Raw genomic sequence first — 26,414 nt, forward strand, 5'->3', positions numbered from 1 at the left:
CGTGAGCGCGCTGGAGGCCATTGCCGCCGCCGGCCCGGGAGCGCAGGCCGCCGGAGCACCCTCGCCCGGGGCACCCGCCGCGGAGGAAGCGCAGGAGAAGGCTGAGCTGCCGCTGGAGGGCTTCAGGATCGGGGTCACCTCGCACCGCCGTTCCCAGGACCTGATCGAGGCCCTGGAACGGCGCGGCGCGGAGGTGCTGCACGCCCCGGCGCTGAAGATCGCCCCGGTCCAGGAGGACCTGCGGCTGATCGAGGACACCCGCGCCATCATCGAGGCCCGGCCGGAGCTCTGCATCGCCACCACCGCCTACGGCATGCGCCGCTGGTGCGAGGCGGCGGACACCTTCGGCATCGGCGAACAGCTGTTGGAAACCCTCGGCGCCACCCGGATGTTCGTCCGCGGCCCCAAGGCCCGCGGCGCCGTCCGCGCGGCCGGCCTGGCCGACGTCGGGATCAGCAGCGACGAGACCACCTCCACCCTGGTGGACATGCTGCTGGCCGAGGGGGTGCGGGGCAAGACCGTCGCCGTGCAGCTGCACGGCTACACCGATGTCCGGCAGCTGGAGCGGCTGCGGATGTCCGGCGCCAACGTCATGACCGTCACTCCGTACCGCTGGGTCAAGCCCGACGGCGCGGACCGGCTGCCGAAACTGATCGAGGCGGCGTGCGGCGGCAACCTGGACGTGCTGACCTTCACAAGCGCCCCCGCCGTCGATGCGCTGTGGAGCACGGCGCACGAGATGGGCCTCTACAAACAGCTTGTGGAGAGCCTGAAGACCACGGTGGCCACCGCCGTCGTCGGGCCCATCACCGCCCAGCCGCTGCTCGACGCCGGGGTGCAGCCGCTGATCCCGGAACGGTTTCGGATGGGCGCCCTGATCCGGCTGGTCGTGGAACACCTGGCCCTGAACCATGTACGGCGGCTGGCTACCGCCTCGGGCGCGGTGGAGCTGCGCGGCAGGTCGCTGCGGATCGACGGCGAGGCCGTGGAGCTGGCCCCGGCGCCGCTCTTGTTGCTGCGGGCGCTGCTGGGTGCCGGTGGGGCCGTGCTGTCCCGCGACGCGCTCTCCGAACTGCTGGAGCTGCGCGGATCGGTCCACGCCCTGGACATGACCGTCAGCAGGCTCCGCTCCGCGCTGCCGGACGGCAGCCTGGTGGAGACGGTGGTCAAGCGCGGCTACCGGATCCGGGTGTGACCCACGGCATTACCAGCTGGTAACAACTGGCGAACGAACCGCGAGAATACTGCAACACCGCGGAAACCTCCGCGAAAAGCCGGCCCCCTACGCTGGGGAACATCAAGAACACGGGCCACATCCGGCCCACCAGCGAAAGGGCCAGCACATGTCCGTTACGGAAGCGTCCGCCATCTCCACCGTGTCCGCCACCGCCCAGACCCGGCCGCGGATCGTCGTCGCCGGGGCCGGCCCGGCCGCCCAGGCGCTGGTCCGCCAGCTCACGCGCACCCCTTTCGCCGGCGGCATCACCGTGCTCAGCAACCGCGACGATGCCCCGGAGGAGCTGCTGGAACTCGCCGCCCTGCCCCAGGTCTCGGTCCGCTTCGGGCAGCCTGCCAGCTTCATCGACGCGGCGGAGCGGCGGGTCACCACCGCGGACGGCCTCGAGTTCAGCTACGACCAGCTGGTAATCGCCACCGGTTCGACGCCGGCCCTCGCGCCGATCGAGGGTGCGGGCCGCTGCCTCAGCTACTCCACGATTGATGACGCCACCCGCCTGGGCGACGCCGTCAAGGACGTCACCCGGGTCCTGGGCCGCAGGCCGCTGGGCATCCTGGTGGGCACCGGCACCGCCGCGGGCCAGGCCGAGGCGGTGCTCCGGGCGCGCGGCGTCCGGCCCGTCCGCACCACGCTGCGCCCGTCCGCCGTCGTCCCCACCCTCGCCGGCTCCGCGCTGCCCGCCGCCGGGATCGTGTTCGACGACGGCTCCAGCATGAGCGGGGACCTCGTAGTCCTCGCCGAAGAGCGCGTTTCCCGCGACAGCCTCGCCCGCACCGCCGGCCTGGCCACCGCGCCGCAGGGCGGCATCGTGGTGGGCACGGACTACCGCACCTCCGTGCCGGGGATCTGGGCCATCGGCGACGCGGCGGCGTACGACGGCGTACGGCTGGGCCTGCTGGTCGCCGCCGGTTCCGCCGCCGGCGTCTGCGCCGCGGCGCTGCTTCAGGCGTCCCTCTCAGAGCCCCTCGCGCAGGCGGCGTAGGCCCGACGCCGGCCAGGTGGCGTTATGGCAAGATGGTGCACTGAGAAGCCACGACACACGCCGTGTCAGCACGCCGGACCGGGCATGAACCAGGTCCGCCAGGAAAGGGACCATCATGAGCAACGAAGCCAACACGGCCACCGACGCCGCCGGCACCGACAACCAGGGCGCTGCGGGCAACATTGCCTCGTACATCGACCACACCCTGCTCAAGCCGGAGGCCAGTGAGGCCGAGGTCCTGAAGGTCTGCGCCGAGGCGGCCGAGTACCACTTCAAGTCCGTCTGCGTGAACCCCATCTGGGTCAAGACCGTCAAGACCGCGCTCAGGGGTTCCGGCGTGCTGAGCTGCTCCGTGATCGGCTTCCCGCTGGGCGCCACCCCCAGCGACGTCAAGGCCTTCGAAGCCCGCGGCGCGGTGCTCGACGGCGCCGACGAGATCGACATGGTGATCAACATCGCCGCGGCACGGGCAAACGACAAAGGCGCCCTGGTGGATGACATCCGCGCCGTCGCCGAGGCCGTCCACTCCGGCGGCGCCATCCTGAAGGTCATCATCGAGACCGCACTGCTCGACGACGCCCAGAAGGTCCTCGCCTGCGAGGCCGCCGTCGAGGCCGGCGCGGACTTCGTGAAGACCTCCACCGGATTCAACGGCGGCGGAGCCACGGCCGAGGACGTCGCCCTGATGCGCCGCACCGTGGGTCCGGGGCTCGGTGTCAAGGCCTCGGGCGGCGTGCGTTCGCTCGCCGACGCGCAGGCTATGATTGCTGCAGGTGCAACACGTATTGGCGCCAGCTCCGGCATCGCGATCGTCAAGGGCGAACAGGGTTCGTCCGCGTACTGACCGTGCACCGGTCACAGCCGCTGCCGCCACAGTTTTTGAGCCCCGCGGGGCCGAGGAGGAACGAATGTCCAGCAACACCACCAAGACCCAGCGCGGCGAAAACAGCCTGGCATCCAGCGTCGTGCTGTTTGTCCTGATGATGGCCCTGTTCTTCGGCGCCCTGTATTCGCTGTCCTTCCTCAGCCTGGGCAACCCCTGGCCGATGGCCGCCTGCCTCATCCTGTTCGCCCTGGCGTTCTGGATCCCGCAGACCATCACGGGCCGCTCCGACTCCGCAGGCGAGAGCTAACCACGTTTCGAACTGAAGCCCCGGTTTTCCGGGGCTTCAGTTGTTTAAGCGGCGGGTCCGGACAAGCGCGGCGGATGCGGGCTAAGGCACCCGGGATCCGGGCCGCGCACGTCCGGAACCGCAGCGGAAAAGCGCGGCGGCCCTAGCCGCCGACGACGGCCAGCAGGCGGCTGACCAGCGCGGTCCCCAGCGCGAGGGCGGCCGGGAAGTGCCCCTTGGCCAGGGCAAGCACGGCGGAGAACATCCCGACCATGGCGTACGCGCTGACCGGGATCAGCACGAACCATTCGCGCCGCGAGCCGGCCCGGCCCAGCAGCGGGATGGAAAATGCCCCGTTGGCCTTCCAGACGTCCTTGACCAGCGGCAGCCTGCGCAGGAACTTCGGCGGCTTGACCACCAGCGGCCAGAGCAGCGGCACTCCCCCGGTGGTGATCATGTCGCCCACGATGTGCACCAGGACGCCGGTGAGCATCGACACCGGCAGCCAGGACCACTGGTGCGGCGCGAACCAGGTCACCAGGCCCGCCATGGTCAGGGCGAAGATCCAGTTGCTGATCCAGCCGTACTTGGGAAACAGCTTCAGCGCCTTTGCGGCAATGTTGATCATGAACATGCACAGCAGCCCTGCGCCCACGGAGAGCAGCCCCCAGTCCGTCTGCAGCTGGGCCTGCCCGGCCATGGCCGCGAGCAGCACGAAGAACGCGGCGCCGAGGACCGAGTGGGTGCCCTGGCGGTGGCCGCCGGAGGCATTCTCGATCCCCACGGCGATCATGTTCGAGAGCGGCGGCAGGGCATGCGCCACCGTGCTGGAGCGGTGGTCCCAGTCGCAGACCAGCGCAGTCCCGGCCGTTGCCATCCCGCCGATCACGATGCCGGTTGCATCCAGCGGATACCAGCCCAGCGCGTAGGGCCCGGTCGAGGCAATAGCCACCCACGCCGCGGCCCCGGACGCGGCGTGGTGTCCTCCCATCACGGTTTAGCCCACCGAGAGCGGGACGTCGGAGAAGATCGCCTCGATCACGCCGTTGGCCCAGGCCAGGATCTCGGCATCCTGCAGGTCGCGGCCGCCGATCCGGGCCGTCTTGGGCTTGGGGATCAGCACCGCGTCCAAAGCCGGTTTCGCCTGCGAGCCGGGGTACATCCGGGCCAGCCGCATCAGCTTGGACTCCGGCAGCTGGGCGGGCGAGAACTTGATGAAGTTGCCCTGTAGGGCGACGTCAGTGAGGCCGGCCTCGCGCGCCCCGACCCGGAAACGGGCCACCGCGACGAGGTTCTTCGCCGGCAGCGGCAGCTCCCCGTAGCGGTCCACGAGCTCGGCCTCGACCTCCTCGATCGCCTCGTTGCTCAGTGCCGAGGCCAGCTTCCGGTAGGCCTCGAGGCGCAACCGCTCACCGGGTACGTAGTCGTGCGGCAGGTGCGCGTTGACCGGCAGCTCGATCTTCATCTCCGCGGCCTTCTCCTCGGCCTCGCCCCGGTAGTCCGCCACGGCCTCGCCGACCAGCCGGATGTAGAGGTCGAAGCCGACGCCCTGGATGTGGCCGGACTGTTCGCCGCCGAGCAGGTTGCCGGCGCCGCGGATCTCGAGGTCCTTCATGGCCAGCTGCATGCCGGCGCCGAGTTCGTTGTGCGTCGCTACGGCCTTGAGCCGTTCCAGCGCCACCTCGCCCAGCGGCTTTTCGGAGGGATAGAGGAAGTAGGCGTAGGCCCGTTCCCGGCCGCGGCCCACGCGCCCGCGCAGCTGGTGCAGCTGGGAGAGCCCGTACTTGTCCGCGCCGTCGACAATCAGGGTGTTGGCGTTGGAGATGTCCAGCCCGGTCTCGATGATGGTGGTGCAGACCAGGACGTCGAAGCGCTTCTCCCAGAAGTCCACGATGATCTGTTCCAGCCGGCTTTCGGACATCTTGCCGTGCGCCACCTCGACGCGGGCTTCCGGGACCAGTTCGCGGATCTTCGCGGCGGTGCGTTCGATCGTGGAAACCCGGTTATGCACGAAGAAGACCTGTCCTTCGCGCATCAGCTCGCGGCGGATCGCGGCCGACGTCTGCTTATCCGTGTACGGGCCGACGTAGGTGAGCACGGGGTGCCGCTCCTCCGGCGGGGTCGCCAGCGTAGACGTTTCGCGGATGCCGGTCAGCGACATCTCCAGGGTGCGCGGGATGGGGGTGGCGCTCATGGCCAGGACGTCCACGTTGGTGCGCATCTTCTTCAGCGCTTCCTTGTGTTCGACGCCGAAGCGCTGCTCCTCGTCCACGATCACGAGGCCAAGGTCCTTGAACGCGAAGTCCTTGGACAGCAGCCGGTGCGTGCCAATCACGACGTCCACCGAGCCGTTCTTCACTCCCTCGGCCGTTTCCTTGGCCTCCTTGGCGCCCTGGAAGCGGGACAGCGGCTTGACCCGCAGCGGGAAGCCGGAGAAGCGCTCGGTGAAGGTCTCGTAGTGCTGCTGCGCCAGCAGCGTGGTGGGCACCAGCACGGCCACCTGCTTGCCGTCCTGGACCGCCTTGAACGCCGCCCGGACGGCAATCTCGGTCTTGCCGTAGCCGACGTCGCCGGAGACCAGGCGGTCCATCGGGATCTCCCGTTCCATGTCCGCCTTGACCTCGTTGATGGTGGTCAGCTGATCCGGGGTCTCCACGTAGGGGAAGGCTTCCTCGAGTTCGCGCTGCCACGGGGTGTCGGGGCCGAAGGCGTGGCCGCGGGAGGCCATCCGGGCCGAGTACAGCCGGATCAGTTCGCCGGCGATCTCCTTGACGGCCTTGCGCGCCTTGGACTTGGTGCTGGCCCAGTCCGAGCCGCCCATCTTGCTCAGCACCGGGGTGTCGCCGCCGACGTAGCGGGTGACCTGGTCCAGCTGGTCGGTGGGGACGAAGAGCCGGTCACCCGGGGCACCGCGCTTGGAAGGCGCGTATTCGAGCACCAGGTATTCGCGCACGCCGTCTCCCCCGCCCGCGACCTTGCGCTGGATCAGCTCCACGAACCGGCCGATGCCGTGCTGTTCGTGCACCACGAAGTCGCCGGCCAGCAGTTGCAGCGGGTCCACGGCGTTGCGCCGCTTGGACGGCATCCGGCGCATGTCCTTGGTGGACCCGGCGGAGGTGCGGCCCAGCAGGTCGGCCTCGGTCAGCAGGGCCACCTTGAGCCGGTCAAGGACGAAACCGCGGCCGACGGCGGCGGTGGTCACCTCGATCAGGCCGGGCTGCGGGTCGGCGTCGAGGGTTTCCACCCGGGCGCACGGGATGTCGTTGTCGTGGAACAGTTCGGCGAGGCGCTGCGCCGGGCCGGGGCCCTCGGTGGCGACGACGATCCGCCACTGGTCCCGCACGTGCGAACCGATGAAGTCCATCATCTCGGCCACGTCGCCCTGGTAGCCGCGGGGTTCGCGGGCGTGCAGGTTCAGCACGTCGATCTCCGGCAGCAGTTCCTCGTCGCTGGCGAGCGAGGTGATGGACCACCAGGAGACTCCGTGCGCGAGGGCTGTGCTGCGGGTCTCGCCCAGCGAGCGGAAGCTCGCCGAGTGCAGGGCCTCCGAGGCCGCGGAGCTCAAATCCAGCGGGGCGGTCCCGCCGTCGGAGGCCGTGGACCAGGCTGCCTCGAGGAACTCCTCGTTGGTGGCGGCGAGGTCGTGGGCGCGGGTGCGGACCTTTTCGGGTTCAATCACCACCGAGATGGAGCCCTCCGGGAACTGGTCCAGGAAGGGCACCATGGAATCGACCAGCACCGGGGCCAAGGATTCCATTCCCTCGACGGCGATGCCGCCGGCGATCTTTTCCAGCATGTCCGCCGCGGCCGGCAGCTGGGACTTCAGCGTCGCGGCCCGGGACATCACCGAGGGCGTGATCAGGATTTCGCGGCAGGGCGGGGCGTGCAGTTCGGTGGGGTGGTGCACGCCCGGCGCGGTTAGCGAGCGCTGGTCGGCGACGGCGAACCAGCGCATCTGCTCGACCTCGTCGCCGAAGAATTCCACCCGGATCGGGTGGTCCTCGGTGGGCGGGAAAACGTCCAGCATGCCGCCGCGGACCGCGAATTCGCCGCGCCGGGTGACCATGTCCACCCGGGCGTAGGCGGCGTCGGCGAGGTTCTTCACGACGTCGCCGAACGGGACCTCCTGGCCGAGCTTGAGGGTCACCGGGACCAGCTCGCCGAGCCCGGCCACGATCGGCTGCACCACGGCCCGGACCGGGGCGACGACGACGCGCAGGGCGCCCCCGGCCTCGGGGTGCGCGAGGCGGCGGAGCACGGAGAGCCGGCGGCCGACGGTGTCCGAGCGCGGCGAGAGCCGCTCGTGCGGCAGGGTCTCCCAGCTGGGGAATTCCGCGACCGTGCCGGCCGGCAGGAACGCGCCCAGCGCGGCGGCAAGGTCTTCGGCCTCGCGGCCGGTGGCGGTGACGGCCAGCACCACCGGGGCGGCGGCGCCGTCGGCAGCCCCGCCGTCGGACGCGAGGCCGTCGGCCATCTCCGCGAGCAGCGCAGCGCGCAGCCCGGCGGGGGCGCTGATCTGGTAGTCCTCGCTGCGGGCCGTGAACGGCCGGGACGCTTCGGCCTGCACCCGGGCAAAGGACGTGTCCTCGGCGAGGACACGCCGCAGACCGGTGAGAGAAGGGCCGTTGAGGCTCATGGCGGGAACTCCTGGAGTGATCACGGGCATGCAGGCAACACGAATACCCGAAATTCGCAAGAATCCCGGGTACTTCCAGCCTACCGCGACCCGGAGGCGGGCCGGCACCCGGGACTAAGCTGGCAGGACGGGGATCCGGCCGTCCAGGCTGCAGTCCAGCGCGGCCGGCGCTCCGAATGGCTTATATCCGCAATGATGAAGGAGCCACCCATGAACGGCACCCCCAACGCCACGAACCCGAAGACCGTGCTCGTGACCGGCGCCACCGGTTACATCGGCGGCCGGCTGGTCCCCCGGCTGCTTGAGGCCGGCCACCGGGTGAAGGTCCTGGTCCGCACCCCGGCCAAAATCGCCGGCGTCCCCTGGCTGGAGCAGGTCGAGGTGGTCCAGAGCAGCCTCGACGACGGCGCGGCGCTGCAGGAGGCGCTGGACGGCGTCGACGTGCTCTACTACCTGGTCCACTCGATGGCCGGCGGCGCCGGGTTCGAGGCCAAGGAAAAGGCGATGGCCGAGACGGCGGCGCAGGCGGCGGCGGGGGCCGGCGTGGACCGGATCGTCTACCTCGGCGGGCTGCACCCCTCCGGCGCCGAGCTCTCCACCCACATGCGCTCCCGCGAGGCCGTGGGCAAGGTCTTCCTCGACGGCCCGGTGGACGCGGTCGTGTTCCAGGCCGGCGTGGTGATCGGCTCCGGCTCGGCCTCCTTCGAAATGATCCGGCACCTGTCCGAGACCCTGCCGGTGATGCCCGCCCCCAGCTGGGTACGGAACAAGATCGAGGCCATCGCGGTGCGGGACGTGCTGTACTACCTTGTCGGTGCGGCGTCGCTGGAGGGCAAGATCAACCGCACCTTCGACATCGGCTCACGGCAGGTGCTCAGCTACGCCGGGATGATGCAGGAGTACGCGGCGGAGGCCGGACTCCCGCACCGGGTGGTGCTTGCCCTTCCCATCCCCGCGCCCAAGCTCGCGGGCATGTGGGTCGCGCTGACCACGCCGATCCCGCTGTCCATGTCGCTGCCCCTGGTGGAGTCGCTGCAGCACGACGCCGTCTCCCGGGAGCATGACATCGACTCCTACATCCCGCTGCCCGAGGGCGGCCTCACCCCCTACCGGCGGGCCGTCGCCCTGGCGCTGGGCAAGGAACGGGACGGCCAGGTGGAGACCACCTGGGCCAGCGCCGGAGCCGACGCCGATCCGCTGCCGAGCGATCCGGAGTGGGCCGGCCACCGCGTCTACCTCGACGAGCGCAGCTACTCCAGTGCGGTGGACCCGAAACACGTCTGGACCATCATCGAAGGCATCGGCGGCCGCAACGGCTGGTACTCGTTGCCGCTGGCCTGGAGCGTACGCGGATGGCTGGACAAGCTCACCGGCGGCGCGGGCCTGGCGCGCGGCCGGCGGCACCCGCACCTGCTGGCCGAAGGCGAGGTGGTGGACTGGTGGCGGGTCGAGCGGATCGACCGCGGCCGGCTGCTCCGGCTGCGGGCCGAGATGCGGGCACCCGGCCGGGCCTGGCTGGAACTTTCGGTCGAACCCGAGGGCACCGGCAGCCGCTACCGGCAACGGGCCATCTTCTTCCCGAAGGGCCTCAGCGGCAAGCTCTACTGGCTCGCGGTCCTGCCGTTCCACAGCCTCATTTTCCCCGCGATGTCGCGGAATATAGCGGCAGCGGCGCAGCGCCTCGCAGAGACGGAGCCAGCCGCCGAATCGGAACCGGCGGGGCCCACCGCGTAGGATGTTGGGAGCCCGAAACGTCCAGCCCCACCCCATGGAGGACCCCCAATGGCCCTGAGTGCATCCACCACCCTTCCGCACAGCGTTGAGAGCGTCACGGCAGTTTTCGTCAACGAGGACTTCCTGCGCCACACCAGCGAACTCGTCGGCGGAACCCTTGAATCGTTTACCGTCGACGGCGACCCCGCCGGCGCCTTCAACACCACGACGGTCCGCACCATCCCCACGACCCGGATGCCGGACCTGGCCCGTAAGTTCGTCGGTGAGAGCCTGAAGGTGACGCAGCTGGAGAGCTGGGGCGCCCCGGAGGCCGACGGTTCGCGGCAGAGCAACATCTCGCTGAAGGTCGCCGGCGCCCCGCTGGACGTCAACGCCGTGCAGCGCCTCGTGGCCGACGGCGGCAGCACCCGGATCGAGCTGGAGGGAACGGTCACCTCGTCCGTGCCGCTGCTGGGCGGGAAGATCGCCGACGCGGCCGAGCCGATGGTCGGCAAGGCCCTCAACATCCAGTCCACGCAGGCCCAGGCCTGGCTCGAAAGCCACTAGGCGATGGAGCTGCCCGGTGCCCTGGCCGCCGTCCTGATCGTGGCCGGCGTCTGGTCCCTGGCCGTCTGGCCCCAGTTCCTGCGCCGGGTCATAAAGGACCCGCGGGCGCGCGACGCCGGCGGCAAGGCCACCCGCTTCCTCACCGTCCACGTCGTGCTGGTCAGCATTTCGATGCTGCTCGGCGCGGCGACGGCGGCGATCGGGATCACGGGCCTGCTGAACTGACCGGCTCTCCCCCGGCCAACTGGCTCGCAGTTGTTGACGTTATGACTCTTCAAAACGACAACAACTGCGAGCCAGTTGGGTTAACCCCGCGGCGGCGGCGGGGCTAGACTCAGGAAAATGCCTGTCCACTGCCGAAGGGGGATGCCTTGCGGCCCCAGCGCGTGGCCACGTGGGGACTCATCGCCTACGTCGCGGTGCTGGCTGCCGTCGCCCTGTGGCCGCAGCCGGTGGACCGCCCGGTCGCCGGGCTGCTGCGCGCGGCGTTGAGGTGGCTGCACGGCCGAGGCATTCCCGGCTGGGTCGACTACGGCTTTGTGGAGTCCGCCGCCAATGTGCTGCTCTTCGTTCCGCTGGGCGCCCTCGTGGCCTTGATCATCGGTCGTGGCTACTGGTGGGTCGGCGCGGCCGCCGGGCTCCTGATCTCGTGCGCCATCGAACTTGCACAGTTGCTCTTCCTGCCCGGACGCTATCCCACGATGGCCGATGTCCTGGCCAACACCCTGGGGGCCGTCCTCGGCGCCCTGCTCACATTGCTGGTCCGGCGGCGCCGCTGGGCCCCTTGAGGCCCCTGCGGTCCTGGCCCCTGCGGTCCTGGCCCCTGCGGTCCTGGCCGCCTGGGTCCTGGCCGCCTGGGTCCTAAGAGGTACGGACCTAGGAGGTACGGTTCTGGGCCGCGACCGCCTGGCCGAGGGCGTCCTCGGCAGCGACCCAGGAGAGCATCGCGCACTTGACCCGAGCGGCGTAGCGGGACACACCTTCAAAGGCCGCTGCGTCGCCCAGGATCTCCGGGTCGGCGGGCACCTTGCCGCGGGAGCGCAGCACCTCGCGGAAGCTGTCGATCACGCTGCGCAGCTCGTCCGGATCCAGTCCCTCGGCGAGGTCGGTCAGCACGGAGGCCGACGCCATCGAGATCGAACAGCCCTCGCCGTCCCAGCGCAGCTCGCTGACCTTTCCGCCTGCCACCGCCACCCGCAGCGTGATTTCGTCGCCGCAGACCGGGTTGAGCTGGTGCGACTGGCCGCTGCTGGCCCCTTCGGGCACTCCGGCGCCGGCCAGGCCGCTGCCGTGGCGTGCTTTGGAGTGCTCCAGGATGATCTGTTGGTACAGCTGGTCAAGACTCATGCAGTGCCGTCCTCAGGCTTGAAAGTATCCGCGGACCCCGGCGACGGCGTCGAGGAACGCGTCGACGTCGTCCGTGGTGTTGTACAGGTAGGTGCTGGCCCTCGTGCTCGCGGTGAGTCCGAGCCGGCGGTGCAGCGGCTGGGCGCAGTGGTGGCCCACGCGGACGGCGATCCCGCGGCTGTCCAGGAACTGCCCGACGTCGTGCGCGTGCACTCCGGCGACGTCGAACGCGGCCAGGCCGATCCGTTCCTCCCCCGCCGCCGGGCCCAGCACGCGGATCCCGGGGATGGCCGCGAGGCCTGCCACGAGCCGCTGGCCCAGTTCCGTTTCCCAGGCGTGGATCCGGGCCAGGCCGGTTTCGCTGAGGTAGTTGGCGGCGGCGGCGAGCGCCACGGCCTGGGAGATCTTCTGGGTGCCGGCCTCGAAGCGCTGCGGGCTGGGCAGGAAACCGGCGCGCTCCATCGTGACAGTGGTGATCATGGAGCCGCCGGTCAGGAAGGGAGGCATGGCATTGAGCAGTTCCGAGCGCCCGTAGAGTCCGCCGATTCCGGTGGGGCCGAGCATCTTGTGCCCCGAGAAAACGGCGAAGTCCACGTCGAGGGCCTTGACGTCGAGGGGCAGGTGCGGGGCGGACTGGCAGGCGTCCAGCACGACGAGGGCACCGACGGCGCGGGCCCGCGGGACCAGCGTGGACACCGGGTTGATGGTCCCCAGGACGTTGGAGGCGTGGGTGAAGGCCAGCACGCGGGTTCGGCCGCCGATCAGGCGCGCGGCGGCGTCGAGGTCCAGGGCGCCGGCATCGTCGACGGGGATGAACTTCAGTACGGCGCCGGTCCGGTCCGCCAGCTGCTGCCAGGGAATCAGGTTGGCGTGGTGCTCCATCTCGGTGACCACGATCTCGTCGCCGGCGGCCAGCGCGAAGCGGGCAGCTTCCGCCGGGGCGCCGGGCAGGGAGGCGTTCAGGAAGGAGTAGCTGAGCAGGTTCAGGCCCTCGGTGGCGTTGGACGTCCAGATCAGTTCGTCCGGGTCCGCGCCGATGAAGGCCGCCACGGTCTCCCGGGCGTCCTCGAAGGCCTCGGTGGCCTCCACCGCGAGGTAGTGCGCGCCGCGGTGCACCGCGGAGTTCCGCCGTTCGTAGAACTCCTGCTCCGCTTCCAGCACGCTGAGCGGATTCTGTGACGTGGCACCGGAATCCAGGTAGACGAGCGGGTGCCCGTTGACGGACCGGTGCAGGATCGGGAAGTCGTTGCGGATCCGCAGGACCTCCTCGTTGCCCAGCGCCGTGGCTGAGCGGAGGAGATGGGCTGGTGTGGCAACCATGGGCAGTAACTCCTGGATCGGCTTTCGCTGGGGCGTAGCGGGGGCGCCCGGCCGGGCTGGTCCTATTACGTCACGCGGATTAGACCTAATTATCCCACGTTCCGGCGGCGCCCGGTTTCGGCCCGGCCGTTGAGTCGGGCCAAGCGGGCCACAGGGACATCCGTACCGCTGGCGGCCCGCCGGATTGTGCTCCGCGGTGAAGCCGGCACATGTCCCGAAACGGTTCCGGAACGTCAAATGCCCCGCCGGGTGCCGTGGCACCCTGGCGGGGCTTTGATCCGAACCGTTGCCTCGCCTACTAGGGCGGGCGCGGTGTCCGTTGCCGCGTCTACGGCACTTCCCCCGACTTTCCGTGCTGCAGACCGTAAAAAGGGAGCCGGCGGCGGCTGGGGGGAGAGCCTCGGTCTCAGAAGGCTCTGACGCCGCCGGCTCCGTCTTTGGGGTACGGCTGCCGCCTGCGGCACCGTACCGTTCCAATGAAGGAGTTCGGGTGTGGGAGGTGTCTACGCAGCCAGCGTTTCCGGTGGCTGCTGCGGTTGCCCGCGTTCCAATACCGCCCTCTAAATACTAATTTTAGGACTTTTTGAGTCGTTCCCGGGACTGACTTAAGTCAATCGCGGGGGCCGGATCTGCACACGAGTAGGATTTACCCGACTTCTCCCTCTTTCCTGGCTGCGGAACTACTTGGCCATACTCGTCCGGCGTTGGTGTCACTCGCTCGATACGCAGGCCACCGGGGGACGAATGTAACTGCGGGACTGGGCGCCCTCGATGCCTTGGTTACTGTCGGTCTGGAGGCTAGGGCAAATCAAGATCCTTTTGGATTTCCACGAGTTCGCCGCGGCGACTGACGCCGAGCTTCCCGAAGATCCGGTACAGGTGCCCCTCGACGGTCCGCTGGGAAACGGTGAGTTTGGCGGCAATTTCCGCGTTCGTGTCCCCGGCCGTCACCAGCTTCAGGATCTCGGATTCGCGGGCGGTCAACTCGGCACGGTGTTCACCTTGGGCGTTGTTCAATGGACCGGACATGCCGGCCGCGACCATCCGGCGGTGCACCTTGCGCTGCACGGCTGTGAGCTTCCATTTTTCCGGGTCGTTCTCCAGCAGTCGTGCGGCCTGCTGCGCGGCTTCGAGCGCCAGCAGCAGGTGCCCCGCGTTCATGGCCTGGTCGCTGAGCGCCGTGAGCGCCGTCGAATCCGCGGCCGTGACGGCGAGCGCGTAGGCGCGCAGCAGGCGCGCCTCCGGCACGTCGACGGCGCCGCTGCTGGCCGCCAGCGCCGCGGCGGCTGCAGTGTCCCCGCCACGGAGGGCCAACCGGCGGATGTCGGTCTCGACGGCTCTGAGCCCCTGCTGCTGCGCCTCGTCCGCGAGCCGGCCCAGCTCGCGGCGCGCGTCGTTCGCGTCCCCGCCGGAGGCCTGTTCGGCGGCGGTACAGTAAGCCTCCGCGAGCAGCCGCAGTGTCTCCGGCGCCCGGTAGGCGGCGCTGCGGAAGGCTTGCGCCTGCTCTGCCGCCTCGCCTGGATGCCCGACGGCGGAGGCGGCGTAGGCTGTCACCGCACGGGCGAAGGCGGACAGTTCCCAGGGGTCGGCGATCAGGAGTTCTTCGACGCCGAGCAGCAGCTCCGCCAGGCTTTCCGGGACCCGCCCCTGCCGCAGCCGGGAGTAGCCGCGCATCACGTGCAGCAGTCCGCCGCTGTACACCAGCCGCGGGGCCAGGTTCGAGGAATAGTCGTCCAGGACCGAAGCGAGTTCCTCCCACTCCCCGGCCCGGATCAGGCTCAGGCAGTACCGCGCCAGGACGTCCTCGTGGACGAGGGGAAGCACCAGGCCGTCCTCCTGCACGTCGCGCCAGGCCTCCCGGCCGAGACCCAGTCCCTCCAGCACCCGGCCTTGCGCGGTCCAGACCTCGGCCAGGCGCGACATTGCCGGGATACGGATTTCCGCGTTGGCGTCGGCGGCGGTGATCAGCTCCCGAAGCCTCTCCTGAAGCTCCGTGGTCCTGCCCTCCCAGTCCTCCAGCAAGAGTGCGGTGGCGAGGCCCACGCTTGCCTCCGCCCACGCCGGCTCATCCCGGATGCCGGGAATCGGTTCCCCGGCGCCAGCCTCACGCGGCACATCGACGTCTGCCACCAAGTTCCCGAGCCGGGCAGCCAGGAGTGCGGCGAGATAGGACGCGCGGCCGTACCGCCACGGCTGCGCGGCCTCGAGAAAGTCGGCCGCCTCCCCGTGGCGGCCGAGGATATAGCTGGAATAGGCCAGCTGGATCCTGGCCTCCGACATGAACCGGTCCTCCTGGATCGCCCCGGCGGCCCGGATCGCCGTCGCGGCGTCCAGGCCCGCGTTGGCGGCCGTGGCAGCCGCGAGCAGCTCCGGGGACGCTGGTTCCGCGCCGGAATCCAGCGACCAGCGCACCTGGTTCAGGAATGCGTCCGGGTGCACGGCGCCCACCCAGGGAAGGGCCAGGAGGCTGGACCTGAGGCTGACACTCCGGCCCGCAGGGACGCGGCGGCGGATGATTTCGCCGATGAGCGGGCTGGCCGGCCTGACGATGCGGTCCAGGTCCCGCGAGACCGTGATGATTCCGGCCATTTCAAGGGCGTCGACGGCACGGGGGCTGCTGAACCGGAGAATCTGGCCCAGCGACAGGGGCCCGGCCAGGGCGACGATGGCGGCGGCGGTTTTTTCCTCCGCTGACATGGAACGGAGCTGGTGGTCCACCAGATCCGCTGCCGGGACATCGCCGAGGTCCGGCGGGGCCAGGAGGAACCACGTTCCGCGGCGCTTTCCGATCGCGCCCGTGTCCCGTGCATGGTCTATCAGCGACATCAGCATGAACGGATTGCCCGCGGTCATTTTGGCGAACAGTTCGCTCACCCACGGAGACACGTCCGCCCGCAGCACCTGTTCGCAGAGTTGGTGCACCTCACCCCGGCTCAGGGCGGCCAGGTCAAACTTCGAGATGAGGCCGTCGCCCCAGAGCGCCAGGAACTCCTCGGGGACCAGCGGACCAGGCCGACAGGCGGCGAGCAGCCGCGCCGCGCCGGTGGCGACCGCCTGCGCGATCAGCTGGATAGTCCCCCGGTCCAGGTGTTGGGCGTCGTCGATCACGAACAGCGCGAGGGCCGGCTCGGATCTGAGGCTGGCAGTCACCGCCCCCAGCACGGCCGCATAGGAATCGAGATCGTGGTCCGGCAGGCCCGCCAGGTAGGGCGTCAGCGCTCCGAAGCGGACCGCTGCGAGCGCCGGTGTGGCGGCGAGGCGGATCACCGCTCCCTGTGGCCGAAGCTCCGCCAGCACGGCCTTGATGACGACAGTTTTCCCGGACCCCGCTCCCCCGACAATCAAGGCCCCGGCCCTGCCCTCCTCGCGCAGGCAGTGGATCACGTCCCGGACGACGCCGAATCGGCCGATCAGGGTGGCCGCATCGGTCAGGCCTTCCACAGCGGGCCCCTCGCACCGTCGTCGACCGAGCCCCGCGTGCCGGGTCTGCCCCTGCGCCGGTCAGCCGATGCGGGCGCTGGCCGCCGGTGCCGAGATGACATCCTTCAGCTCCGATCGGCTCGCGACATGGAGTTTTGAGTACACCTGGTAAAGGTGGCCTTCCACCGTCCGGACCGAAACGTGCATCTGTTCCGCGATCTTGCGGTTGGATGTTCCGGCCGCCGCCCGGACAGCCACTTCGCACTCGCGGGCCGTCAGCGTGGAGGTGGTCAGCGAATGCAGGCCGTTTCCGGGGCTTCCGAACCTGTCATCGAGGGACTGTTCCGTGCGCTGCGAGATGCGGAGCGCGATCCGGTTCCCGGCTTCATTGGCGCAGCAGACCGCCCGCCGGGCCACGTCGCGGGCAAAGAGCGCGTTCCCGGCGGCATCGGCATCCTTGGCCACAGCCAGCAGCTGCTCGCTGGCGCCGTCCTTCACTCCCTCTGCCAGGCGCAGGCACAGCTGGGCGAACTGCCCGGTGACCTGGGCGGCGAGGCCGGCAAGCTTCTGGCAAAGCTGGCGGTCCCCGAGCCGTGCCGCCGCGGACAGGAAGAGCAGCCCGGTGGCCGGCGAGCCGGCGTCCGCCTCGCTCGCCGCCTCGGCGAGGAGGGTGCGGATGGCAGCTGCGCGTTGGCCGAGTTCAGCCAGCGCGCAAAGCTCAAAGTAGCGCGTCACCCGGCCAACCAGCCAGGAACCGTGGCGTTGCGGCTGCGCCACTTCGGCGAGCAGCAGGCTGGCTTTTTCCTCGTCGCCGGCGAGCCCTGCCGCATAAGCACATGCGGCCGTGGCCAGGCCGGACAACCCGTCGGGATCCTGGGTCCGGAGCTGCCACATCCCGGCCTCCAGCCAGGGAATGGCGCTCTCAAGGCGCCCGGCATGAAGATCGATGACACCCTGGCCGATTTCGAACATCCCCCCGAGGCGGGCGTGCGGCTCGGCCGTGCCGGTCGCGGTCGCAATGAAGGCAGACGCCTCCCGGAACTTCGCGGAAAGGAGCAGGAGCAGCAGGAAGCGTCCCCTGATGTCGCGCACGGTGGTGTCTGCCAGCGGGACGGTCGCGGCCGCCGCCATAATCTGCTTGCCCAGCGCCATGGCGCCGAGGACATTTCCGCTGACGGCCATGGTCTCGCAGAGCAGGCTCGCGGTGAGAATGCCTGTTTCGCTGCCCAGTTCGGGGTCAAGATCGGCACGGACTGCCAGAACGTCGTCATAGCGGCCCTCGAAGGCGGCAAGTTTGACTTCGGCGAGGCGCAGCTGCCCGCGGGCCCATTCCAGTTCGGCCGGATCTTCCGCGGGCTGCCCGTAAAGGCGCTCGCGGACCATCCGCAACCTGGCCGGGGCTTCGGCTGCGGTGGCCGCGCTCCGGTGGTCCAGCTCGGCCCGAAGGAGCTGCAGGGCGACCCACTCGGTCAGCGGGTATTCCTCGGCGGCAGAATCATCGAGTCCGTGGAGGATCCGCCGCGCGGACTCGTTGTTGTTGAACGAGATATGGGCCTTCACCGTTTCGACGACCGCCCCGGCGAGCGCCCCGCAACCATCGATTTCGTGGATGAACCTCAGCGCCGAAGTGGGATCCGAGGCGTTGTTGGCCTGGCGTGCGGCCGCCACGGCGGTTTCCGCGCTGATCCGCTCCCCGCAGTCGAGCGCCCAGGCGAGGTCCGTGGCTCCGCCGGCTTTGGCCTGTTCGGTGTCCGACAGCACGGCCGTGAGCCGGCGCCGGAGCTCCGCGCTGCGGCCCGGAGGGACCACGCTGGCGACGATTGACGCGGTGACCGCGTTGGCGACACTGACCATCGGCGGGTGGTCGTGGCTGACCTGGATCAGGGCGCGCTCCTGCAGGTTGTCCATGTCCTGCGGATTGAAGATCCTCATGAGCGTCTGCAGCGGGACGGCGCCGGCGAGCGCCAACAGTTCGAAGACGTCGCGCTGGCCCGGGCTGAGCCGGTTCAGCCGGGCCTTGACGACGTCCCGCACCTCACCGGTCAGCGCGATTGGGCGTCCGTCCAGGATCCACGAGCCGTCCTGCCGGACGACGGTGCCGAGCTTGATCTGCTCCCGGGCCAGCGAATGCAGGAAGAGCGCGTTCCCTCCGCTGGCAGTCCAGAGCGCCCGGGCGGCGGAATGCGAGAAGTGTCCCCCATACTCCTGGTTGAGCGTGGCCGAGGTCTCGGCGAAGTCGAAGGGTTCCAGGTCCACGCGGCGGAGCAGGTCGTCCTTCCAGAGCCCCATGATGTCCCCGCCAACATGGTGCAGGTCCACGCTGGCGGCGAGCAGCGTCACGTGCCCTCCGGCGCTGAGCTGGGCCACCATCATGCAGGACAGGTCATCCAGGTCGTGGGCGTTATCCACGAACAGGACGACGCCGCGGCCCTGGGCTTTGGTCTGCAGCAGGTGGGTGAGTCCGCGCAGCACCATGAGGGGGTGTTCCAGGTGCGAGGCATCGAGGTCATTGAGGAGTACGCTCAGGGCGCCGTAGGGCAGCTTTGAGGCTATGGAACTCCCGCGGACCTGGACAACCAGGTAGTCATCGCCGAGCTGTTCGAGGGCGCGCTGGGCGATGAAGGACTTCCCGGCCCCGTGTTCGCCCACGAGCACGACGCCGCAGCCTGCTCCTGAGGTCAGGGTTTCGACGATCTCCGAAACAGTCTGTTGTCGGGTGAAGGGTTTATCCTGCCGTCCCTGGGTTGGCCGGTGTATTGCTAAGAGCGCGTCCGTTTTACCGCTGCCAGCAGGCACGCCGGCTTCTTGCTGAAACATGGGAGAGACCTTCGCAATCAATGTTTAACCAGTGATATCTCCACGGTATGGACTACCCCGGGCAAAGGCATCCGTAGGTAGTACTCGATTGCGGTGCGGGTATCGATCCCGGGTCTACGTGGCTGTACTCGGAAACCCCGAGGCGCCCCCGGGCCGCAAACCAAGTAGTCGCCGGCGGTCTACGAGTGCCGCCGGTGTGGTGCGCTCCGGCGAAGCAGGAAACACCTACTCCCCGGCCACCCTTCGAAGTTCGTCGCGTCCGCTGATGTTCAACTTGGCGTAGCTGCGGTACAGGTGGCCCTCAACGGTCCGGACCGAGACCTGCAGTTCCGCGGCGATCTGACGGTCGCTCAGGCCGCGGACGGCCAGCGCCACGATGTCGCGTTCCCGGCGGGTCAGCAGTCCGAGCGTGTCGTCCGGCCCGGCCGGTTCCTGCCCCGGCAGGCTCTCGGCACGATCGCGGCAGCGCTGCTGCTGCGACACTGCCATCCGCTCCCGCAGCGTGTCGCCGGCGGCGTGGTAGGCGCTCGCGGCGGCGCCGTACGCGAGGCCCGCGAAGCCCCAAAGTTCGGCTTCCTCGCAGCTCTTGGCGGCGTCAATCAGCTGCGCGGGCTGCTCCGTGCCGAGCGCCTCGGCGTAGCCGCAGACGGCCGCGGCCCGGCGGCCCTCCAGTACCGGCTTGAGCTCCCGCAGCCGCACGGCGGCATCCGTATCGCCGAGGGCCAGCCGGAAGGCCAGGGCGTCGAACTCCAGTCCCGCGGTGTCGCCGGCGCCGTCGGGCCTGCCCAGTTTTTCCAGCTCCTCCGCCGCGCGACGGTGGCCGCCCAGCCTGGCTTTGCCGTACACCACTGCCATCTCGGAGAGCGTCCGCAGGTATCTAGAGACAGCCGGCCGGGCGGATTCGTAGTCCGCCAGCAACCCTGCGGCTTTCTCCGTGGCGCCGATCTCGGCAGCGGCGGCGAAGGCCATGGCCGCCGTCAGGGAAAACAGTTGCTGGGGATCCGCGACCCGCAGGGCCTCAAGCGCCGCACGCAGCGTCCGTTTGGCCTCCGCCGCCTTGCCTTGGTAGAGCAGGATGATGCCGGTGGCCGCGTGCACCCCGCCGCCGAACGAGATCAGGCTTGGTCCAAAGGCCGCCACGAACCCTCCAAGCAGGCTTTCCGCCGCGGTCCAGTCCCCTGCGTGGATAGCCGCTGTGACGGCGCGGACCACCAGGAAGTCGGAGAGGAAATACAGTTCGCCGTGGTCGGCCCCGGCTGCTTCCAAGGCTGCCGTGGCCGCCGCGAAGGCGCTGTCAGGTTTGCCCTGAACCAACAGCTGCTCCGACTGGAGCGCCAGGCTGAAGGCCCTGTCAAGATTGATGGCGGCTGGCGGCCGGTCATCGTCGCCGCCGGAAACACTGCCGCCGGTTTCACGGTCCGGGGCTCCGGCGGCCGCCGCGCCCTCGCCGTCGCCCGCGAGTGCCAGGACCATGCTGCGGATGGTCCGCACCCGGTCGCGGGTGGCGGTAAGGATGCTGTCGGCGTCGCCGGGGTTCTCCGCGGCGAGTCGCTCGCCGGCGCGCAGCAGTGCGTCAGCGCGCTTAATGATGTCGGCCGGGGAATGGCCCAGCGCGGAGAGGACCGCCGCCCACAGCAGGGACCCGGTGAGCAGGCTCGTAACCGTGCGTCCCTTGGCGAAATCCGCCTCCAGGATGTCCCGGGCAGAGGCATGGTTGGAGGTGTTGTAGTGCGTGCGTGCTATCACCGACCGCGCCGCGATCTGCAGCTCCGGGTCCTTGACCTGGGACGCGGCCTTGCGGGCGAGGTCGTCCTCGAAGAGCCTGCTGGCGAGCACCGCGGCCCGGAGCAGCTGCCGGTCCTCGACCTCGACGCCGCATTCCATCGACCAGCTGACGTGCCGGAGGAGGCCCTCGGCCGACGCCGGTTCCCGGTCCATCAGCCGCAGCAGGCTCTGCCGGAGCTGGAGGCTGCGTGCCGGGGAGATCAGGTTCCGGAGAGTGTCGCCGTAGACCGAATGCCACAGCCGCAGTTCAGGCTGGGGGGCGTCCGAAACCCGGACCAGCTCCTCTTCGATCAGCCCCGCCACGGTGGCTTCGTCCACCAAGGCTTCAATCAGCGTCCGGGACACCGGCTCGGCCAGCGCCACAAGGTTCAGGGCCTTGCGTTCGTCGGCCGAGCGCCGGAGCAGTTGGCGCCGGACGACGTCGGTCAGCCGTTCGCCGTGGCTGTTCAGCGGGCGGGTGAGCAGCCACACCCCGTTGCGCTGGAGCAACGTACCGTCATTCTTCGCGTCGTCGACCAGGCAGCTGAGCAGCAGCGGGTTGCCGGCGGACGCCTCCCAGAGCACCTCGGCGACGCTGGGCAGGACCTGGGGACCCAGCTGGTGCACCAGGATTTCGGTCGTTTGCTCCCGGGTGAGCGGGCGCAGGTCGTGACGTTCGGCAATGCCCTCGAACCAAAGCTGGAGGAGCGGCTCCGGCAGTCCCGGGCGGGCCGCCGCGCTGACGAGCAGTTTTGCCCAGCCGGCGGCGGCGAGTTCCACGAGGACACCGGCCGTCGCCTCATCCAGGTCATGGGCGTCGTCGACAATCAGCAGGAGAGGTTTCTGGGTCGCCCGCCGCTGCCCCTCGAGGTAGCTCCAGAAGATCCGCAAAACGGCCAGCTGGGAGGTGGCGTCCTCGACAGGCAAGTCGACGATGAACGGCGCCAGGACGCCGTACGGCACGTGGCTCAGGGCCGGGCTGCCGTGCAGGCGCACCGGCGTCACCTCGCCGCTGAGTTTGGCCGCGACGGCCTCCATCACCGTTGACTTGCCGATCCCGTGGTCCCCAAGCAGCAGCACGGCGACCCGCGTGCCGCCCTGGAGTGCCTCCACCGCGGAGCTTACGTCCTCCGAGCGCCCCGTCAGGACGCGGTTCTCCTCCTCCACAGGCGTTTCCGCCCGGGCCCTAGATGAGTCCAAGCAGATCACTCCGCGAGGACACCCCGAGTTTCGTGAATACCTGGTACAAGTGCCCCTCCACCGTTCGAACCGAAATACCCACTTCCAGGGCAATGTCCTTGTTGGAAACTCCATTCCCGGCGAGGGCCGCAATTTGCCGCTCCCGCTCCGTCAGCAGGGGCCCCTTGGTCCGGGGAACGATTGGCAGCGCCGGCACCGATTCGGACAGGACCTCCAGCATGTTGTGCGCCGCAGTCGCGGTCCCCGCCAGCCCGGCCGCCTTGGCAAAGTCGAACGCGAGCGCCGCGCACCTGGCCTGGACGGCGTCGAGCTCCAGCGCGGCCGCCTGTCCGGCGGCCTCGAGCATCACGACGGCGTCCTTCTTCCGGCTTCCGACCGCCACCACCCGGGACAGCTCCGCGAGCGGGCCCTGCCGGAGCGCTGCGATGTCTTCCATGAACTGGAAGTCCTTGACGCTGCCGTTGACCGTGGCGCCCAGCATGCAGATCCCGGCCAGGGTGTAGCGGCCGTTGCGGAAGTGCCGCTCGGCGGCGTGAACCAGCCGGTCTTTCGCTTCGGGGTCGCCCAGCCACCGGGAGGCCATATCCATGCAGAACTCGGTCGAACTGCTGACCACGAAGCGTGCCGGCCCGTCGGCGGAGCGTGCGCGGTCCAGGTAGACGGTGGCCTGCACTGAATTGCCCATCTGCGCGTACGCAAAGGCCGTTGCGGCGTAGGCCTGCCGCAGCGCATGCAGGCTGGTCCTGACTTCAAGCTGGGCGATCGCGGCCAGCAGCGGGTCAAGGGCCAGGTAGCCCCGGCCCGCGTACACATAGGCGAGCCCGACGGCGAGGTCGGTGGCGGCGCTGCCGGAATGCAGGCCGTGCCCGGCACGCCCGCTGGCGTCCTTGAGCATGTCGATGCTTTGGCGCCACTGGCCCGAGAGCAGCAGGACGTTGAAGGCCCGCCAGGCGAAGTTCTCGCGGATACGCGGGACGTTGGACCAGTCGCCCAGCTTCCCGCCGATCTCGCGCATCAGCTGGCGGGCCTCGAGTTCCTTGCCCGTCACGCAGAGGGCTTCCATCAGGATGATCGAGGTCCGGAGCCGGTGCACCGGGTCCAGCGCGTCGGCGTCGGCGGCCGTGGCGGCGGCGCGGAGCCGCTCCATCATCGGCTCGTAGTCGCCGATGAAGGACAGGTAATTGAACTCGCACAGGTCCAGGCACAGGCCGGCGCGGGCCAGTGCTTCAGCGCCGGCCGGCGGGTCGCCCTGCCGGAATTCCTGCAGCCGCAGCCGGGCCTGCCGGATAAGCTCCGGCACCTTCCCGCTGCGGTCCTCCAGCCACGCCATGCAATCGGCCTTGGCCGCAACCAGCTCGGCGAAGGTCTCCGGCTCCAGCCCGTTGATCTGTGCCTCGGAGATGTCGTCGAGCGCGGACATCGCTTGCAGCGGAAGCCCCAGCTGCAAGTACGCGGCGGCCTTCTGCAGTTGCCCGGCGGGCCATTCGCCGTCGCCGGAGCTGATGCTGCCGGCGCACTTGAGCGCGAACTTCGGGTCGAAGAGGCGGACAGCGGCCTGGGCTGCCGCCAGCGCGTGGGCCGGCGCCAGCTCGGCGTGGCAGTCGTGCGTCCAGGCCGCGTAGGCCAGCAGGTCCTCGACGGTCAGTTCCGCCAGTTCATGCTCCTGGTGGCCGGGAACCTTGTCGCGCAGCTCCAGCCGGCGCTCGACACTCAGCCAGTTCCGGACGATGTCGCCCAGGTACCGGTCCCCGAGCGTTACGAGGTGCTGGTCGGTGCGGTCGACGACGATCTGCCCGGCATCCTCCATGTCAGCGATGAGTCCCGGGCCGTACATCCGGGCAAGCCGGGACAGGGACATGCAGCGTGCGCAGGAAAGCACCTCGATCACTTCCCGCGCCTCCGGCGATTCCCTGGCGTACCGGGCCCTGACGATATCCTCCAGCGCCGTCTTCCCGTCCAGCACGACCTCGTCCACCAGCGTCCACACGGAGCCGGACAGCACCAGATTGCCGCGTTCGATCTGCTCCGACACGACGGCCTGCAGGAGCGTGGGGCTGCCGCCGACGAGTTCGTGCATCTGGCTTGCCAGGGCGGTTGAGACCCGGTGCCCGAGCGCAGCCTGGAGCACTTCCCGGGTTTCGATCTCGGTCATGGTGTCGAGCCGGACCTCGGCGAGCTGGCCGGAGGTGATGAGCCAGTAGAAGTCGGGCGGCAGGTCGGTGGCGCGCTGTGCGGTGGCGACGAGCCTGGCCGTTCCGGTTTGCAGCAGATTCAGCAGCACCCCGGTGCTTTGTTCGTCGAGGGAGCCCGCATTGTCCAGCAGGATCACGCACTTTCGGCCGGCGGCGTCGTTGCGGATCAGCGAGGTGATGCCGTGCAGGATCGCGGTGGGCGATCCGAGGGCGCTTTGCGGGAGCCGGGCCAGGGTGAATGCGAGGCATCCGTAGGGCGTGGCGGAGCCGGAGCCGGAACTTCGGAGCTGGAGTGTAAAGACGTCCGGACCGAATCCGGCGAGGGCACTGCGTCCGACGAGGGATTTGCCGACTCCCCGGTCCCCCGTGATGACCACACCCATGCTGTCGGGCGCGGTCAGGGCGGCCCGCACGCGGTCGGCATCGGCGCCGCGTGCCAGACCGGACCACGCGTGTCTATTCACCGGCCCCGCGGCCTCTTGAACTTCGGCCGGTGCCAATGCAGTGGAAACATTCCCCCAGCCCAGTGAATCCCTCGACATCTAGTTTCCTTCGTACCGCTGTGCGGACGGCAAACCTGAAACCGTCCGCCTAGAAGTAGCGTAACCCTATCCCCCGACAAGTAGACAGATCATAACGGCAAGCCGGGACGCTTGGAAAGGAATACCGGCCCTTGAGACGGGGCGGGTGTCACTGGGCTCCCGCCTACTCGGCAGGGCGAGGGCGGCTACTCGGCTTTCGCGGGGTGGAACTTTTGTTGGGCAGACTGGAGTCCGTCACGGACCAGTGCCTCCACCGCGTCGGCAGCCGCGTCGATCAGGAACGGGAGTTCCTTCTTCTCCGGCGCGGCGAAGTCCCGCAGCACGAAATCGGCGGTGTCCATCCGGCCGGGCGGCCGGCCCACGCCCACGCGGACCCGCAGGTAGTCCTTCGTGGCCAGCGCCTTGGAGATATCGCGCAGGCCGTTGTGGCCGCCCTCGCCGCCGCCGATCTTGAGCTTGACGGTGTTGAAAGGAATGTCAATCTCGTCGTGGACGGCAATGACGCGGGCGGGCTCGATGTCGTAGAACTTCGCCAGCGCGGAGACCGGCCCGCCGGAGACATTCATGTAGCTCAGGGGCTTGGCGAGCACCACGCGGGGACCGCCGATACCGAGCCGGCCCTCGAGGACCTGGGCGCGGGATTTGTGCGACTTGAAGCCGCCGCCGACCCGGTGCGCGAGTTCATCGAGCACCATCTGACCCACGTTATGCCGGTTGTGGGCATATTCGGCACCCGGGTTGCCGAGGCCTACGATCAGCCAGCTGTCAGTCATGGATCAATCCTTCTTGGGGCGTCGGGCCAGGTGCGGCGGGGGGCGGAGACGACGGCGGCCGGGCCCCGTCGGGACCCGGCCACCTGAGAATGCGCCGGAATTACTCGGCGGCAGCCTCGGAGGACTCTGCGGCTTCGGCGGCCGGAGCAGCCTCTTCCGTGGTCTCTTCTTCCTCGACGATTTCGACGGCTTCGGAGATGTTGACAACCAGGGCGTCGGCGTCTGCCAGCAGGAGGGTGCCCTTCGGCAGCACGAGGTCGGACGCGTGGATGTGCTCGCCGGCGCCGCGGCCTTCGATGCTGACCTCGACGGCGGTCGGCAGGTGGGTTGCCTCGGCCTCGAGCGAGACGGTAGTCATCTCGAGGTTGTGGACGTTGCCCGGGGCAACGTCGCCGGTGACGTGAACGGGGACGTCAACGGTGACCTTCTCGCCCTTGCGGACGGTCAGCAGGTCGAGGTGCTCGATGATCTGCTTGATCGGGTTGCGCTGGATGTCCTTGACCAGGGCGAGGTGCTCTTCGCCGTTGATGTCCAGGGACAGCAGGGCGTTGGCGGTGCGGACGGCCAGGGTGGTGGCCTTGGCCGGCAGGGTGATGTGGATCGGCTCTGCGCCGTGGCCGTAGATGACGGCCGGGATCAGGTTGGCCATGCGGGCGCGGCGGGCGAAGCCCTTGCCGAATTCGGTGCGGACTTCTGCTGCGAGCTTCTGCTCAGACATGGATATCTCCTCTGGGACGAACGGTGTTCAGCAAGGGCGGAGGTCTGTCAGCGACCTTCAACGCCGGGCGGCCG

At 69.4% G+C, this 26,414-nt stretch carries 18 protein-coding genes; 8 read left to right on the forward strand and 10 right to left on the reverse strand.

The window, feature by feature from the left end; genetic code table 11:
* Positions 1 to 19: 19 nt before the first annotated feature.
* From AC1DBL_RS10580 to AC1DBL_RS10595, 4 genes are all read left to right on the forward strand, one after another.
* Positions 20 to 1,195 carry a uroporphyrinogen-III synthase gene (locus AC1DBL_RS10580; protein WP_476909388.1) on the forward strand — a complete coding sequence of 392 codons (1,176 nt, stop codon included), beginning with the start codon at positions 20 to 22 and terminating at the stop codon, positions 1,193 to 1,195.
* A gap of 148 nt (positions 1,196 to 1,343) precedes the next feature.
* A complete protein-coding gene (locus AC1DBL_RS10585) occupies positions 1,344 to 2,219 on the forward strand; it encodes an FAD-dependent oxidoreductase (protein WP_476926080.1) in 876 nt (291 codons plus the stop codon).
* Between the two features lie 115 nt (positions 2,220 to 2,334).
* On the forward strand, positions 2,335 to 3,063 hold the full coding sequence (deoC, locus tag AC1DBL_RS10590; protein ID WP_441418434.1) for a deoxyribose-phosphate aldolase: 729 nt from the start codon (positions 2,335 to 2,337) through the stop codon (positions 3,061 to 3,063).
* 64 nt (positions 3,064 to 3,127) lie between these two features.
* Positions 3,128 to 3,352, forward strand: coding sequence for a hypothetical protein (locus AC1DBL_RS10595; RefSeq protein WP_175322755.1), 225 nt, complete (start codon positions 3,128 to 3,130; stop codon positions 3,350 to 3,352).
* 142 nt (positions 3,353 to 3,494) lie between these two features.
* Here AC1DBL_RS10595 and AC1DBL_RS10600 read toward each other — a convergent pair whose 3' ends face one another.
* Together AC1DBL_RS10600 and mfd are read right to left on the reverse strand one after the other, a co-directional pair.
* Positions 3,495 to 4,322 carry a metal-dependent hydrolase gene (locus AC1DBL_RS10600; protein ID WP_441418563.1) on the reverse strand — a complete coding sequence of 276 codons (828 nt, stop codon included), beginning with the start codon at positions 4,320 to 4,322 and terminating at the stop codon, positions 3,495 to 3,497.
* A 6-nt stretch (positions 4,323 to 4,328) separates the two neighbouring features.
* Positions 4,329 to 7,967, reverse strand: a complete 3,639-nt coding sequence (gene mfd / locus AC1DBL_RS10605) for a transcription-repair coupling factor (RefSeq protein ID WP_476917812.1) — start codon at positions 7,965 to 7,967, stop codon at positions 4,329 to 4,331.
* Positions 7,968 to 8,177: 210 nt separating this feature from the next.
* Between mfd and AC1DBL_RS10610 the strand changes: the two genes are divergently transcribed.
* The 4 genes from AC1DBL_RS10610 (at position 8,178) to AC1DBL_RS10625 (ending at position 11,035) form a co-directional block, all read left to right on the forward strand.
* Positions 8,178 to 9,701 (forward strand): SDR family oxidoreductase, encoded by a 1,524-nt coding sequence (locus AC1DBL_RS10610; protein ID WP_476893222.1) that lies wholly within the window; start codon positions 8,178 to 8,180, stop codon positions 9,699 to 9,701.
* A gap of 48 nt (positions 9,702 to 9,749) precedes the next feature.
* The gene (locus AC1DBL_RS10615; RefSeq protein ID WP_476909336.1) at positions 9,750 to 10,247 is read left to right on the forward strand and encodes a DUF2505 domain-containing protein; all 498 of its coding nucleotides are present in this window, start codon (positions 9,750 to 9,752) and stop codon (positions 10,245 to 10,247) included.
* Between the two features lie 3 nt (positions 10,248 to 10,250).
* Positions 10,251 to 10,472, forward strand: coding sequence for an SCO4848 family membrane protein (locus AC1DBL_RS10620; RefSeq protein WP_476926081.1), 222 nt, complete (start codon positions 10,251 to 10,253; stop codon positions 10,470 to 10,472).
* A gap of 146 nt (positions 10,473 to 10,618) precedes the next feature.
* Positions 10,619 to 11,035: a VanZ family protein gene (locus tag AC1DBL_RS10625; protein WP_441418439.1), complete on the forward strand. Its 417-nt coding sequence runs from the start codon at positions 10,619 to 10,621 to the stop codon at positions 11,033 to 11,035.
* Positions 11,036 to 11,123: 88 nt separating this feature from the next.
* On the opposite strand, the gene sufU is transcribed toward AC1DBL_RS10625, so the two are convergent.
* The 8 genes from sufU to AC1DBL_RS10665 form a co-directional block, all read right to left on the reverse strand.
* The gene (gene sufU, locus AC1DBL_RS10630) at positions 11,124 to 11,594 is read right to left on the reverse strand and encodes a Fe-S cluster assembly sulfur transfer protein SufU (RefSeq protein WP_476926082.1); all 471 of its coding nucleotides are present in this window, start codon (positions 11,592 to 11,594) and stop codon (positions 11,124 to 11,126) included.
* 12 nt (positions 11,595 to 11,606) lie between these two features.
* Complete coding sequence (locus tag AC1DBL_RS10635; protein ID WP_476926123.1) at positions 11,607 to 12,920, reverse strand: SufS family cysteine desulfurase; 1,314 nt, start codon at positions 12,918 to 12,920, stop codon at positions 11,607 to 11,609.
* Between the two features lie 792 nt (positions 12,921 to 13,712).
* Positions 13,713 to 16,355 (reverse strand): LuxR C-terminal-related transcriptional regulator, encoded by a 2,643-nt coding sequence (locus tag AC1DBL_RS10640; RefSeq protein ID WP_476926083.1) that lies wholly within the window; start codon positions 16,353 to 16,355, stop codon positions 13,713 to 13,715.
* Positions 16,356 to 16,415: 60 nt separating this feature from the next.
* Positions 16,416 to 19,151: a helix-turn-helix transcriptional regulator gene (locus AC1DBL_RS10645; protein WP_476926084.1), complete on the reverse strand. Its 2,736-nt coding sequence runs from the start codon at positions 19,149 to 19,151 to the stop codon at positions 16,416 to 16,418.
* 225 nt (positions 19,152 to 19,376) lie between these two features.
* Positions 19,377 to 22,082 (reverse strand): helix-turn-helix transcriptional regulator, encoded by a 2,706-nt coding sequence (locus AC1DBL_RS10650; RefSeq protein WP_476926085.1) that lies wholly within the window; start codon positions 22,080 to 22,082, stop codon positions 19,377 to 19,379.
* A gap of 19 nt (positions 22,083 to 22,101) precedes the next feature.
* Entirely contained in the window at positions 22,102 to 24,771 is a 2,670-nt protein-coding gene (locus tag AC1DBL_RS10655; RefSeq protein ID WP_476926086.1) for a helix-turn-helix transcriptional regulator, read from the reverse strand.
* 263 nt (positions 24,772 to 25,034) lie between these two features.
* Positions 25,035 to 25,622, reverse strand: a complete 588-nt coding sequence (pth, locus tag AC1DBL_RS10660; RefSeq protein WP_441418445.1) for an aminoacyl-tRNA hydrolase — start codon at positions 25,620 to 25,622, stop codon at positions 25,035 to 25,037.
* Between the two features lie 100 nt (positions 25,623 to 25,722).
* On the reverse strand, positions 25,723 to 26,340 hold the full coding sequence (locus AC1DBL_RS10665) for a 50S ribosomal protein L25/general stress protein Ctc (protein WP_476893227.1): 618 nt from the start codon (positions 26,338 to 26,340) through the stop codon (positions 25,723 to 25,725).
* Between the last annotated feature and the right edge of the window lie 74 nt (positions 26,341 to 26,414).

The organism is Arthrobacter sp. 10T44 (assembly GCF_056393885.1).

What these genes read in the sequence shown, in the direction of transcription:
- AC1DBL_RS10585 (WP_476926080.1), top strand. Translation starts at nt 1,344, where the DNA reads ATGTCCGTTACGGAAGCGTCCGCCATCTCCACCGTGTCCGCCACCGCC.
- deoC (WP_441418434.1), top strand. Translation starts at nt 2,335, where the DNA reads ATGAGCAACGAAGCCAACACGGCCACCGACGCCGCCGGCACCGACAAC.
- AC1DBL_RS10595 (WP_175322755.1), top strand. Translation starts at nt 3,128, where the DNA reads ATGTCCAGCAACACCACCAAGACCCAGCGCGGCGAAAACAGCCTGGCA.
- AC1DBL_RS10600 (WP_441418563.1), bottom strand. Translation starts at nt 4,322, where the DNA reads ATGGGAGGACACCACGCCGCGTCCGGGGCCGCGGCGTGGGTGGCTATT.
- mfd (WP_476917812.1), bottom strand. Translation starts at nt 7,967, where the DNA reads ATGAGCCTCAACGGCCCTTCTCTCACCGGTCTGCGGCGTGTCCTCGCC.
- AC1DBL_RS10610 (WP_476893222.1), top strand. Translation starts at nt 8,178, where the DNA reads ATGAACGGCACCCCCAACGCCACGAACCCGAAGACCGTGCTCGTGACC.
- AC1DBL_RS10615 (WP_476909336.1), top strand. Translation starts at nt 9,750, where the DNA reads ATGGCCCTGAGTGCATCCACCACCCTTCCGCACAGCGTTGAGAGCGTC.
- AC1DBL_RS10620 (WP_476926081.1), top strand. Translation starts at nt 10,251, where the DNA reads ATGGAGCTGCCCGGTGCCCTGGCCGCCGTCCTGATCGTGGCCGGCGTC.
- sufU (WP_476926082.1), bottom strand. Translation starts at nt 11,594, where the DNA reads ATGAGTCTTGACCAGCTGTACCAACAGATCATCCTGGAGCACTCCAAA.
- AC1DBL_RS10645 (WP_476926084.1), bottom strand. Translation starts at nt 19,151, where the DNA reads ATGTTTCAGCAAGAAGCCGGCGTGCCTGCTGGCAGCGGTAAAACGGAC.
- pth (WP_441418445.1), bottom strand. Translation starts at nt 25,622, where the DNA reads ATGACTGACAGCTGGCTGATCGTAGGCCTCGGCAACCCGGGTGCCGAA.
- AC1DBL_RS10665 (WP_476893227.1), bottom strand. Translation starts at nt 26,340, where the DNA reads ATGTCTGAGCAGAAGCTCGCAGCAGAAGTCCGCACCGAATTCGGCAAG.